At 63.6% G+C, this 12666-nt stretch carries 13 protein-coding genes; 5 read left to right on the plus strand and 8 right to left on the minus strand.

What is annotated here, in order from left to right; genetic code table 11:
- Positions 1–516: ABC transporter permease subunit (locus tag ACIQLF_RS11940; protein ID WP_400298474.1), on the plus strand; the 516-nt coding region annotated here is incomplete at its 5' end.
- 124 nt (positions 517–640) lie between these two features.
- Here the strand turns inward: ACIQLF_RS11940 and dapE are convergent.
- Positions 641–1762 carry a succinyl-diaminopimelate desuccinylase gene (gene dapE / locus ACIQLF_RS11945; RefSeq protein ID WP_400298476.1) on the minus strand — a complete coding sequence of 374 codons (1122 nt, stop codon included), beginning with the start codon at positions 1760–1762 and terminating at the stop codon, positions 641–643.
- A 40-nt stretch (positions 1763–1802) separates the two neighbouring features.
- Here dapE and dapD point away from each other — a divergent pair, with 40 nt between their 5' ends.
- Together dapD and ACIQLF_RS11955 are read left to right on the plus strand one after the other, a co-directional pair.
- The gene (gene dapD, locus ACIQLF_RS11950) at positions 1803–2765 is read left to right on the plus strand and encodes a 2,3,4,5-tetrahydropyridine-2,6-dicarboxylate N-succinyltransferase (RefSeq protein ID WP_400298479.1); all 963 of its coding nucleotides are present in this window, start codon (positions 1803–1805) and stop codon (positions 2763–2765) included.
- Entirely contained in the window at positions 2755–3669 is a 915-nt protein-coding gene (locus tag ACIQLF_RS11955; protein WP_400298481.1) for a hypothetical protein, read from the plus strand. The genes dapD and ACIQLF_RS11955 overlap by 11 nt, the downstream gene beginning before the upstream one ends.
- 31 nt (positions 3670–3700) lie before the next feature.
- Here the strand turns inward: ACIQLF_RS11955 and ACIQLF_RS11960 are convergent, their stop codons facing one another.
- The 4 genes from ACIQLF_RS11960 to fdxA form a co-directional block, all read right to left on the minus strand.
- Positions 3701–4300, minus strand: a complete 600-nt coding sequence (locus tag ACIQLF_RS11960) for a hypothetical protein (protein ID WP_400298484.1) — start codon at positions 4298–4300, stop codon at positions 3701–3703.
- Positions 4301–4511: 211 nt separating this feature from the next.
- On the minus strand, positions 4512–5795 hold the full coding sequence (locus ACIQLF_RS11965) for a citrate synthase (RefSeq protein WP_400298486.1): 1284 nt from the start codon (positions 5793–5795) through the stop codon (positions 4512–4514).
- 97 nt (positions 5796–5892) lie between these two features.
- Positions 5893–7008: a succinyldiaminopimelate transaminase gene (gene dapC, locus ACIQLF_RS11970; RefSeq protein ID WP_400298488.1), complete on the minus strand. Its 1116-nt coding sequence runs from the start codon at positions 7006–7008 to the stop codon at positions 5893–5895.
- A gap of 9 nt (positions 7009–7017) precedes the next feature.
- Positions 7018–7341 (minus strand): ferredoxin, encoded by a 324-nt coding sequence (gene fdxA / locus ACIQLF_RS11975; RefSeq protein WP_209997901.1) that lies wholly within the window; start codon positions 7339–7341, stop codon positions 7018–7020.
- Between the two features lie 382 nt (positions 7342–7723).
- On the opposite strand from fdxA, the gene ACIQLF_RS11980 reads away from it, so the two are divergent.
- Together ACIQLF_RS11980 and ACIQLF_RS11985 are read left to right on the plus strand one after the other, a co-directional pair.
- A complete protein-coding gene (locus ACIQLF_RS11980; RefSeq protein ID WP_400298491.1) occupies positions 7724–7975 on the plus strand; it encodes a hypothetical protein in 252 nt (83 codons plus the stop codon).
- A 104-nt stretch (positions 7976–8079) separates the two neighbouring features.
- Complete coding sequence (locus tag ACIQLF_RS11985) at positions 8080–8574, plus strand: helix-turn-helix domain-containing protein (RefSeq protein WP_400298493.1); 495 nt, start codon at positions 8080–8082, stop codon at positions 8572–8574.
- 83 nt (positions 8575–8657) lie between these two features.
- Here ACIQLF_RS11985 and ACIQLF_RS11990 read toward each other — a convergent pair whose 3' ends face one another.
- The 3 genes from ACIQLF_RS11990 to ACIQLF_RS12000 form a co-directional block, all read right to left on the minus strand.
- Complete coding sequence (locus ACIQLF_RS11990) at positions 8658–9053, minus strand: hypothetical protein (RefSeq protein WP_400298495.1); 396 nt, start codon at positions 9051–9053, stop codon at positions 8658–8660.
- A gap of 28 nt (positions 9054–9081) precedes the next feature.
- Positions 9082–10992: a translational GTPase TypA gene (typA, locus tag ACIQLF_RS11995; RefSeq protein WP_400298497.1), complete on the minus strand. Its 1911-nt coding sequence runs from the start codon at positions 10990–10992 to the stop codon at positions 9082–9084.
- 425 nt (positions 10993–11417) lie between these two features.
- Positions 11418–12644: a mechanosensitive ion channel gene (locus ACIQLF_RS12000; protein WP_400298499.1), complete on the minus strand. Its 1227-nt coding sequence runs from the start codon at positions 12642–12644 to the stop codon at positions 11418–11420.
- Positions 12645–12666 lie beyond the last annotated feature (22 nt).

A 12666-nucleotide genomic window follows, 5' to 3' on the forward strand; every position in this document is an offset into this window, starting at 1 on the left:
GCCCGCACCGGCATCGTCAGCGGGACCGACGCGCCCTTCTGGGCGGTCGTCATCTCGCTGATGCTCTACAACGGTTCGGTGGTCGCCGAGCTGGTGCGCTCCGGGGTGCGCAACCTGCCCAAGGGGCAGCGCGAGGCCGGCATCGCGATCGGATTGACGAGCACCCAGTCGCTGCGCCTGATCGAGATCCCGCAGGCCCTGGTCGCGATGCTGCCGGCCTTGATCGGCCAGTTCGTGGTCATCCTGAAGGACTCGGCGCTGGGCTACATCGTCGGCTTCACCGAGTTGCTGTTCTACTCGCGGACCTTCGCCGCAGCCAACGGCAACATGCTGCAGGCACTGCTGCTGGCCGCGGCGATCTTCATCGTCATCAACTTCGCGCTGGGCAAGCTGGCGGAAATCGTCTCCCGCCGCCTGAGCAGCCGGATGCCGAACGCCGCGGCGGGGGGAAACCCCGCCACCGACATCGAGGCGCCCATCGCGCCGCCGGTGGCCCCGATCGACCCGAAGGTCTAGGGCCGGAGGCAACGACACCGGGCAGCGAACAAAAAGATGCCGCCGGATTCCCGCCCCCGCCAGGGGCGGGAATCCGGCGGCATCGCCCGTTTGCGGCTGCCCAGGCTGCCCGCAGCGGAGGGAGTTATTCCCCGCCGAGCCAGCTGTGCAACGTGGCCAGGCATTCGCGGATCGCGTCTGCGGTGACGTGCTCGTCGTCCGAGTGCGCCAGCAGGGCATCGCCGGGGCCGAAGTTCACGGCGGGAATGCCAAGCTCGGAGAATCGCGCGACGTCGGTCCAGCCGTACTTGGGCTTCGGCGTCTGCCCGACCGTTGCGACGAACGATGCGGCCGCCGGATGGTTCAGGCCCGGGCGGGCACCCGGTGCGCCGTCGGTGCGGACGATTTCGAAGTCCTTGAAAAGCTCGAAGACGTGCTCCTCGGCCTGGGCCACGTCCTTGTCCGGGGCGAAGCGGTAGTTCACCTCCACCTCGCAGAAGTCCGGGATCACGTTGCCGGCGATGCCGCCGGCGATGCGCACGGCGTTCAGCGACTCGCGGTAGTCCAGCCCGTCGACGTCCACGGTGCGCGGTTCGTAGTCGGCGAGGACCTGCAGGATCGGGGCCGCTGCATGGATCGCGTTCTCGCCCATCCAGGCGCGGGCCGAGTGCGCGGCGACCCCGCGGGTGCGCACCCGGTACCGGCTGGTGCCGTTGCAGCCGCCCTCGACGGTGCCGTTGGTGGGTTCGAGCAGGATCGCGAAATCTCCGCCCAGCAGTTCGGGGCAGTTGCGGAAGAGCCTGCCCAGCCCGGACTTGGAGCCCTCGACCTCTTCGTGGTCGTAGAAGATGAATGTTACGTCGCGCGCGGCGTCGGCCAGCGAGGCGGCAAGCGCGAGCTGCACGGCGACCCCGCCCTTCATGTCGGTGGCGCCGCGGCCGTAGAGGGTCTCGCCCTCCCAGCTCACCGGAACCGTGCCGCGTGCGCCGGGGGTTGTCGGCAGCGGCACCGTGTCGAGGTGGCCGGCCAGGATCACGCGTTCTGCGCGGCCCCACGTGGTGCGTGCAACGATCGCGTCGCCGTCGCGGTGCACCTGCAGGTGCGCGCATTTCGAAAGGGCGTGCTCGACGGCGTCCGCCAGCGCCTTCTCGTTGCCGGAGACCGATTCGATGTCCATCAGCTGCGCGGTGAGCAGCGCGACGTCCTGGCCGAGGTCCAGTTCGATCGGGGCGGCGGGATGAAGTTCGGGGTTTGGGTTGCTATGCACAATTCCAGATTAGTGCCTTGTGCCACGTTAGGATTGATTCATGACTCCGGTAGACACCCGCCCCGATATTGACTCCCCACGACCCCTGCGCATTGCCTCGGCCCACGGCCTGGCCACCTACGCCTCGGACGGTTCGGTACTCGATGTGTGGTTCCCGGATCCACGCATGGGAAGCCTGGAAGACGCGGCAAAGGTCTCCGGCGAACTCGCTGCCGCCGCGCAGTCCGACGCCGAGCGCGGCACCACCCAGTCTGTGGTGTCGCTGGAGATCGACGTTGACGTCGCTCCGGCCGACACGGCCGACGTGTGGCTGCGTCTGCACCTGCTTTCCCACCGCCTGGTGCTGCCCAACGACGTAAACCTCGATGGCGCCTTCGGCCTGCTGAACAACGTCGTCTGGACCAACTTCGGCCCGTGCGCCGTCGCGGACTTCGAGGCCACGCGCCTGAAGCTGCGCCGCCGCGGGGTCCTGACGGTCTTCGGCGTCGACAAGTTCCCCCGCATGCTCGACTACGTCGTGCCCTCCGGCGTGCGCGTCGCCGATGCCGGCCGCGTGCGCCTCGGTGCCCACCTGGCGCCGGGCACCACCGTCATGCACGAGGGCTTCGTGAACTTCAATGCCGGCACGCTCGGCACCTCCATGGTCGAGGGGCGCATCTCCGCCTCCGTCGTGGTCGGCAACGGCTCGGACGTCGGCGGCGGCGCCTCCATCATGGGCACCCTGTCCGGCGGCGGCAAGGAGCGCATCACCGTTGGCGAGCGCGTCCTGCTGGGCGCCAACTCCGGCGTCGGCATCTCCATCGGCGACGATTCCGTGGTCGAGGCCGGGCTCTATGTCACCGCCGGCACCCGCGTGCAACTCAATGGCCAGACCGTCAAGGCCGTGGAGCTTTCGGGCGTCCCGAACCTGCTCTTCCGCCGCAACTCCGTCACCGGCGCCGTGGAGGCGCTGGCCCGCGCCGGCCAACACGTGGAATTGAACAGCATCCTGCATGCCAACTGATGCACACCAACGGGTACTGTCGATGGGCTCCCACACCGGGGAAGCCCATCGACACGGCCGACATGCGCGGCCCCGCAGCTGGGGCCGCGCATTGCTGGCACTGCTTATCGCCTGCGGCTTGATCGGCGGCGGCCTCTACGCCGCCATGAATTTCATCGGCCTGGACCAAAACATGGTGCGTGAAAAGTGCGCGGCCGTCGTGGGAACCAACAGCTACAGCCTCTCCCCCGAGCAGGCTTCGAACGCCGCGCTGATCTCCGCGGTGGCCACCAAGCGCGGCCTGCCCGAACGCGCGGCCACCATTGCCATCGCCACCTCGATGCAGGAATCCAAGCTCACCAACATCGATTACGGCGACAGCGCCGGCCCCGATTCCCGCGGCCTCTTCCAGCAGCGGCCCAGCATGGGCTGGGGCACGGAGGCGCAGGTAATGGACCCGGTCTATGCTGCCGGCAGGTTCTTCCAGGAGCTGGAAACCTTCGACTACGCCTCGATGGCGTTGACCGACGCGGCCCAGAAGGTGCAACGCAGCGCCTACCCGATGGCCTATGCCAAGCACGAGGGCTTGGCCAAGGCCTTCTCCGCGCCGCTGACCGGCAACGCCGTCTCGGCGCTTAATTGCACGCTGCGCCCCGCGGAATCGGCGGGTTCTCCCGCGAAGGTCGAAACGACATTGCGCCAGGCAACCGGCATCGGCAATGCGGTGGTCGACGGGCCGCGCCTCAAGGTCCCGGCGAAGGGCACGCAGGGCTGGGCTGTTGCCCAGTGGGCGGTTGCAAACGCCGGGGTCATGAACACCGAGTCCGTTTCCTACGCCGGGCTGGTGTGGAACCGCACCCAGGGCGCATGGGTTCCGGCCGCCACCACCGACGGCTACGTCATCATCCAGTCGGCCACGCAGTAGCCCGTGAACGCACGGAACCGTGCGCACGGACCTACTTCATCATCCCGATGATCGGTTGCATATAGCTGCGGAACAGCTCGGCGTCCAGCATCAGGTCCTGGCTCAACAGGACGGTGTCCGGCTCGACAAACCAGGCGCGGGGTTCGGCCAGCGGCAGCTCCACCATCTTCAGGTGCAGTTCCCCGTCGTCCTGGCCGCCGAGTTCGCGTTCGAAGAACAGCTGTGAAACCAGCGCCAAGCGCTCGACGGTGTTCTTCGTGCAGTAGTCCTTGTACTCCCCCATCCGGTTCTGCGTCCAGGTGAACGCATTTCCGTAGTGGGCGCGCAACAGGTGCTGCAGGCTCGGGGAATCGGAGAACTCCGCAAAGTCGGGGTCGTCTGTCAGCTCGGGCGGCGAATAGCCTCCGCGCAGGATACGCTCCCACCAGCTTTGCCATTCCTGGCGCAGTTCACCGGTGGACTCCTCGGCCAGCTCGCGCGCCGCGGCGGGCTTCACCCGGGGGCACAGCGGTGCAAGGCACGGGGTTCCAAGCGGTTCGATCGCCGCCAAATCCCGAATATACAGTGCCAGCAGCATCTCACGGTGGGTATCAGCTGAGACCTTCCAACCGGGACCAGACTCTTGAACCATGAGGCACACTCGTTTCCATCAAAAACCAACGCCTACTTCAAGAATAGCCCCGAATGCAAGTGTTGGGCCGAAAAAATCGCGCCACTTCGCGGCTGAACGCCAAAAGGCCCGGCAGGCGCCGCTTCGATTCTCTCGAAGCAACGCCCGACGGGCCTGGGAACACAAGATTCCGAGCGCTGCGGAGCGGGAAGGCCCCTCCGCACCGATCCGTTTAGCGGTTCGGGTAGTTGCGCTCGGGTTCGCCCACGTACAGCTGGCGCGGGCGGCCGATCTTCATTTCCGGATCCTGCAACATCTCGCGGTACTGTGCAATCCAGCCTGGCAGGCGGCCGATGGCGAAGAGGACGGTGAACATCTTCTCCGGGAAGCCCATGGCCTTGTAGATCAGGCCGGTGTAGAAGTCCACGTTCGGGTAGAGCTTGCGCGAGATGAAGTAATCATCGCTCAAGGCGCGCTCTTCCAGGGACATGGCGATATCCAGCAGCTCGTCGTTGCCGCCGAGCTTGTTGAGGATGTCGTGAGCCGTCGCCTTGATGATCTTGGCGCGCGGATCGTAGTTCTTGTAAACACGGTGTCCGAAGCCCATGAGGCGGACGCCGTCCTCCTTGTTCTTGACCTTCTCCATGAAGTCCGCGGGCTTCAGGCCCTCCGACTGGATCTGGCGCAGCATCTTCAGGACCGCCTCGTTGGCGCCGCCGTGGGCGGGGCCGGAGAGTGCGTTGATGCCCGCGGACACCGAGGCGAACATGTTCGCGTTCGAGGAACCGACCAGGCGCACCGTGGAGGTGGAACAGTTCTGTTCGTGGTCGGCGTGCAGGATCAGCAGCTGATCCAGGGCCTTGACGATGTCCGGATCCATGTCGTACGGCTCGGCGGCAAGGCCGAAGCTCAAACGCATGAAGTTCTCGACGAGGTTCATCGAGTTGTCCGGGTAAAGCAGTGCCTGGCCGATGGACTTCTTGTGCGCGTAGGCGGCAAGAACCGGCATCTTGGCCAGCAGGCGGATGGTCGAAAGTTCGACCTGTTCCTCGTCGAACGGATCGAGCGAATCCTGGTACCAGGTCGACAGCGCCGTCACGGCCGAAGAAAGCACCGGCATCGGGTGCGCTTCGCGCGGGAAGCCGCCGAAGAAGCCCTTGAGCTCTTCGTGCAGCAGGGTGTGGCGGCGGATCTTCTGGTCGAATTCCTCCAGCTCGGTGGCCGAGGGAAGGTTGCCGTAGATCAGCAGGTAAGTGGTCTCGAGGAAGCTGGACTTCTCGGCCAGCTGCTCGATCGGGTAACCGCGGTAGCGCAGGATGCCCGCGTCGCCGTCGATGTAAGTGATTGCGGACTTGGTCGCAGCGGTGTTCATGAAGCCCGGGTCGTAAGTCACGCCACCCGTTGCCTTCAAAAGCGGAGCGATGTTAAAGCCATTGTTGCCTTCTACAGCGGGCACAACAGGGAGTTCGATGTTGTTGCCGCCGAAGCTGAGCTGAGCAGAATTGTTTTCCGTCATTGTCTCTCCTAACCGGAATACAGATGGATCCGATGGTCAGTAATCAGTGCCACGCTACCGTTTAGTAGGCGCATGACACCAATCGGATGGTCATGTTTTAGACTCGGCGGGCCGCATTCAGCCGTTGAACAGCGCTGGCAATCCGCTCGTCGCTTGCGGTGAGCGCTATGCGCACAAAATTCACTCCGGCGTCGCCATAGAACGCACCGGGCCCGGCGATGATTCCGAGCTCCGCCAGGCGCCCCATCGTGATCCAGCAATCCTCGTCGGCGGTGCACCACAGGTAGAGTCCCGCCACGGAGTCCTCGATGCGCAAGCCGAAGCCCTCAAGCGCGGGGATCAAGGCCTCGCGACGCGCGCGATACAGGGCTTTTTGGGCCGCGACGTGCGCCTCGTCGGCAAGCGCCGCGCGCATGGCATCCTGCACCGGGGCGGGCACGATCATGCCGGCATGCTTGCGGCTGTTGATCAGTGCGGGCATCAGGTTCGGCGCCCCGGCAATGAACGCCGCGCGGTACCCGGCAACGTTCGACTGCTTGGACAATGAGTACACGGAAATCAGGTCCGTGTGATCTCCGCCACAAACGGCCTCGTCGAGCACGCTCGGGACACCGGATTCGTAGTCCCCCCAGCCCAATTCGGCGTAGCACTCGTCGGAGGCCACGACGGCGCCGAGCGAGCGGGCGTCGTCGACCAGAGCCTTGAGGGTGGCGGCATCGTGCACGATGCCCGTCGGGTTGCCTGGGGAATTGACCCACACGAGCTTAACCCGGGCGCGGTCCTCCGCGGAGAGTTCTGCCAGCGAATCGGCGGCGATCGACTCCGCTCCCGCGAGCGTGGCACCGATGTCATAGGTGGGGTAGGCAACCACGGGACGAACCACCAGGTCCCCCGCGCCCAGCCCCAGCAGCAACGGAAGCCAGGCCACCATTTCCTTGGACCCGACGGTCGGCATCACGTCATCGACGCCCAGGCCGCGCACGTTGCGGCGGCGGGCGTACCACTCGACGATCGCCTCGCGCAGTTCCACGGTTCCATGCGTTGTCGGGTAGCCGGGCGCATCGGCGCCGGCGCGAAGCGCATCGATGACAACCTGGGGCGTGGGGTCTACGGGGGTGCCGATCGACAGGTTGACTACCCCGTCGGGGTGCTCGGAAGCCTTGGCCGTGTAGGGCGCCAGCGCTGTCCAGGGGTATTCGGGAAGACTCAACATGCGGGGTGGTTATTCCTGGTTCTGCGGCGGGAGCACGGAGATGATCGGGTGGTCGATGCCCATGTTGCCGAGCTTCGCGGCTCCGCCGGGCGAACCCACCTCATCGAAGAATTCGACGTTTGCCTTGTAGTACTCGGCCCACTCGTCGGGGACGTCGTCCTCGTAGTAGATGGCCTCGACGGGACAGACCGGTTCGCAGGCACCGCAGTCGACGCATTCGTCGGGATGGATGTACAGCGAGCGTTCGCCCTCGTAGATACAGTCAACGGGGCACTCTTCGATGCATGCCTTGTCTTTGACGTCGACACATGGCTGGGCGATGATGTAGGTCACGGTACCCGGGGCCTTCCTTCACTACGGAAAATGTTCGGTGGGTGTGCATGCTGCTAAGCATGCTTGAGACAAGCTTAGTCCTGCCCCGACTAGATTGCCGCAGCAGCACGTTGAACAGGTATTTCTCACATCTATCGCTTGCGTCAACACCCCCCCGAACCGGCGAATTCTTACGTTCCGCGTCGCGCAATGTTGTCGCTGCGGCCCTTGGCGGGGGAATTCTTACGTCATGCGTCGCGCCGCGAAGCCGCTGGAGTCCCCCGCGGGGGAAATTCTTACGTCATGCGTCGCGCCGCGAAGCCGCTGGAGTCCCCCGCGGGGGAAATTCTTACGTCATGCGTCGCGCCACGAAGCCGCTGCAGCCAGCCCCTAGGATTGGTGCATGAGCACGGACTTTTTCGCATCCCTGGACCCCGGCGCCCGAGTGGTGGTCCGCTACCGGCTCTCCCCCGGGGAACAAGGCTCGGCAGGCGAACGACTGAGCGACGCACTGGGATACCTGTTGGAGATCAACGAGAAGTCGGTAACGGTACAGACCCGCACCGGGGAAATTCACATCAACCGCGGGTCGATCACCCATGCGAAGCTGGTTCCCCCGCCCCCTGAACGCAGGCGTACCGCGTACAGGAGCTGACCTGGCAAGCCTCGCCATTGCCCGTCCGGCACGGAAAATCGACGTCGCCGCACATGTGATTTGAATGATTCAATCAGTGGCAGATTTTCACGTATGCTGATCTCATGGCCACAGATGAAGAGCTACAGGCCCGTGCGCGGGCGCTTAGCTCCCCGCTCCGTCTACGCATTTTGCGACTCTGCTTGCACGAATCCCGCACCAACAAGGAAATAGCGGACCTGCTGGATATCAATCCGGCCACTTCGCTGCACCATGTGCGCACGCTGCTCTCCAACGGGTTCCTCGCGGCCGAGGAGACCCGGCGCGGCAACCGGGGAGCCAAGGAAGTGCCCTACCGGAGCACCAAGCTCTCCTGGGGCACCAAGCTGCCAGATGCGGCACCGTTGCTTGTCGACACATTCCTTCAGGAAATTGACGGCCTCGCCCCCGAGGAAATTCAGGTTCTCCGGGTCGGACTGAAACTCAGCGAGGCCACCCAAAAGGAAATGCTGGCCCGTATCCATGCGGTCATCGAGGACTATGCAATGCGGGAGCCCGATGCCGACGGCGTCGCCACCTCCCTGTTCATGGCCCACCACCTGGATTTGAACTCGAACTAGCGGTGAGCCCGCGGCGGCAAAACCGCCAGAGTACGCAAAATGCCCGGAAGGATTTCCTTCCGGGCATTTCCCGTATTTTGTGGCTAAACCTTGGACTGTGTCCGCGCGCGCAGGTGGCGCGAGACCATGAACACCGCAACGACAACGGGGACGATGATTCCGTAGACCCAGATGGTCCCTGCCAGCGCAGGGCCGGGCAGGACATCAAGGTACTGTGCGGAGACGATCATCTGGTTGTGCGCGTCGGCCGAGAACAACGCCACCAGGACGTAGGTGCTCAATCCGGTCAACGCACTGACCCAAAGTTTCCCGCGAAGCATTCCGGTCCAGTAGGACAGGGCTGCTGTGAGCAACAGGGCCAGGGCGGCGCCCCAAGGAATCGGGGCGTCCCCCGCATAGCCGACAGAGGCATGCAGGATCGTTCCCACCACGGCGGCAAGCGCCCCGGCGGCCAAGGCCGCCAGGACGCTTCCCAGCATGGGGGCCAAGGAGGCCCCTTGGCGCTGGTTAGGCCTTGGCTCGTGCACGGTTGACCTTGGCGCGTTCGCTGGCGTTCAGGACAACCTTGCGGATGCGGATCGCATCCGGGGTGACCTCTACGCACTCGTCTTCGCGAGCGAATTCGAGGGACTCTTCAAGGGTCAGGTTGCGCGGCGGCGTCATGTTCTCGAAGGTGTCCGAGGAAGCTGCACGCATGTTGGTGAGCTGCTTTTCCTTGGTGATGTTCACGTCCATGTCATCGGCGCGTGAGTTCTCGCCAACGATCATGCCTTCGTAGACCTCGGAGGTGGGCTGCACGAAGAAGGCCATGCGTTCCTGAAGCTTGATCATCGCGAACGGAGTGACCACGCCGGAGCGGTCGGCAACGATCGAACCGTTGATGCGGTATTCGATCGGGCCGCACCATGGCTCGTAGCCCTCGGCCAGCGAGGAGGCGATGCCGGCACCGCGGGTGTCGGTCAGGAAGCGGGTGCGGAAACCGATCAGGCCACGGGCCGGAACGATGAATTCCATGCGGCACCAGCCGGTACCGTGGTTGGCCATGTTGGTCATGCGGCCCTTGCGGGCAGCCATCAGCTGGGTCACGGCGCCGAGGTATTCCTCGGGTACGTCGATGGTCATGTGTTCCATCGGCTCGTGGACCTTGCCGTCGATCTTCTTGGTAACAACCTGCGGCTTGCCGACGGTCAGCTCGAAGCCTTCGCGACGCATCTGCTCAACGAGGATGGCCAGTGCCAATTCGCCACGGCCCTGGACTTCCCAGGCATCCGGACGCTCGGTCGGAAGGATGTTCAGCGAAACGTTACCGATCAGTTCCTTGTCGAGGCGGTCCTTGACCTGGCGTGCGGTGACCTTGGCGCCCTTGACCTTGCCGGCCAGCGGCGAGGTGTTGATACCGATGGTCATCGAGATGGCCGGCGGGTCAACGGTGATCAGCGGCAGCGGCTTCGGGTTTTCCAGGTCGGTGAGGGTTTCACCGATCATGATGTCTTCGATGCCTGCAACTGCAACGATCTCGCCCGGTCCGGCTTCTTCGGCCGGAACACGGGTCAGGCCCTTGGTAGCGAGCAGTTCGGTGATCTTGACCTGCTTCATCGTGCCATCCTGGCGCGCCCAGTTAACCTGCTGACCCTTGCGCAGGGTGCCGTTGAAGATACGCAGCAGTGCCAGACGACCAAGGAACGGCGATGCGTCAAGGTTCGTGACGTGAGCCTGAAGGACTTCGCCTTCGGTGTAGGTCGGGGCCGGGACGTGCTTGATGATGGTCTCGAACAGCGGCTCGAGGTCCTCGTTGTCCGGCATGGTGCCGTCGGCAGGCTGGTTGGCCGAGGCGAAGCCGGCCTTGCCCGAGGCGAAGACGATCGGGACGTTCAGGATCTTGTCTAGGTCCAGATCCGGCGCTTCGTCGGCCAGGTCCGAGGCCAGGCCCAGGAGCAGGTCCATGGAGTCGGAGATGACGCCGTCGATGCGGGCATCCGGGCGGTCGGTCTTGTTCACGACGATGATGACCGGCAGGTTGGCAACGAGTGCCTTACGGAGCACGAAGCGGGTCTGCGGCAGCGGGCCCTCGGATGCGTCAACGAGGAGGACAACGCCGTCAACCATGGACAGGCCGCGCTCTACCTCGCCACCGAAGTCGGCGTGGCCCGGGGTGTCGATGATGTTCATGGTCATCTGCTTGCCTTCGGCGGCCGGGCCGTTGTAGAACACGGTGGTGTTCTTCGCAAGGATGGTGATGCCCTTTTCGCGTTCGAGCTCGCCAGAGTCCATCACACGATCTTCGGTTTCACCGTGGCTGTCGAATGCACCAGTCTGCTGGAGCATTGCGTTGACCAAAGTGGTCTTGCCGTGGTCAACGTGCGCAACGATTGCTACGTTACGCAGGTCGTCGCGACGAATGAGAGTGGAATCTGACATGCGAAAAGGCTCACTTCTTCTAGAGAATTTTGGGTCTCGGGGTTCGGGGCCACGATTGACCCAATTCACTATTCTAGTCCTTCTGGAAAAACTGACGGAAATCGTGCCGAACATCACCCGGTTGCACGAGGCAATTTTCGAGACAAAATCGACACCGATTCGCCAACTTGCCGTCAATCATCCCCGTCATTCCGCGGTTTTCATCCGAAAGTCGCGAGCGGTAAATCACACGTATTTTTTATGGGAAATTCCAAGCACGACTGGGCCATGGACACGGCAAGCACCTCGAAGCGGCTGCTCACTATATTCCGGGGTCAGGGGTGAAACCCAGCATCGGGCCCCGAAACAATGGGTGGCCCCGGACCATTCGGCCCGAAACCACCCATTCGACATGCGCCGGGTCAGACAACGCGGCATTCATACTCCTAGCCCAGCGGATCCACAGAGCCGAGCGGGGCAGTCGGCGGCGTAGCCGGAGGCATCTTGTGCTCCAGACGTTGCAGCGACCGGGCTGCCGCGTCGCGTCCACCCAGGCCGTAGGCGAGGGCCGCTGCGAGTGCTCCACCGATGACGACTGCGCCAAAGGCCATGTTGATGATGGAGTCTGCCAGACCCATGTAGTTCAGGCCCATGGCCACGAACAACGCGATGGTCGCATAGCGGATCACGGTTGCCGCAGTGCCCTCCTCCATGATCTTGGCCAGAACATTGGCGATGAGGAATCCGGCGGCAATGATCAAGCCGCCGAACAGGACACTGCCGGCCAGGGCCAGGATCTGGTTGAGGATGGCGGTGACTTCCGGGAAGTTCAGCAATCGCGCGGCCATGATGCCGAAGAACAGCATGATCGCGATTTTCACCAGAAGGGCAATGATGGCCGAGGCACTCTGTCTCTCGCGGACGATACCCCATTTGCGCACCGTCTCATCGACGCCGACCCCCTGCAGTGTGCTCTGGAGAATGCTGCCGGCGAATTTCGCGATGGCATAGCCAATTCCCAGCAGGATCAGAGCCGCAATGATGAGTGGAATTGCGTTCAGTATCAGGGCCAGCATTTGCTGTGCGGGATCGGATATGGCCGCGATGCCAAGCACCTGCAGCGCGCTGATGCCCACCACGATAATGATGACCGCAAAGAGGATGTTGCCGATGACGGAAATAATTCTTACGTTCCGTTCACGCGATTCGACGGGATCCGGCGCTTCATGCTTGCGCATGAGCTTGTTTGTCAGGCGACTGAAATCGACTGTGCCCAGCGCCGTGGTGACCAGCTGGCGAACGATCTTGGCGATCATGTAGCCGATGAAGAAGACGACGCCGGCCCCGATGACGTTGGGGATGAACCCCATGACGTTTGCCAGCAACTGCTGTACGGGCGCCAGCACCTCGGAAAGGGCAAACACCTGCAAGATGGCGACAAGGCCGAAGAGCCAGACGATCAGTGCCGCGATCGTTCCGAGCGAATTGCCAAGCGGTTCGCCGTCGTTCCCCTGGCGCTGCAACAGCTTGACCCTGCCCACCAGCTTTCCAATGGCCCACTTGATGAACTTGGCCAGCAGCCACGTCACTAAGAGGATGATCAGGGCAAAAACGACCTTTTGCACCGTTCCCGCCCAATCGAAATTCGCCATAAAACCACTTCCGGTGTCCATATGAACTCCTTCGTTTGAATGG

The sequence above is a fragment of the Paeniglutamicibacter sp. NPDC091659 genome (assembly GCF_044756805.1).
Taxonomy (GTDB): Bacteria; Actinomycetota; Actinomycetes; order Actinomycetales; family Micrococcaceae; genus Paeniglutamicibacter.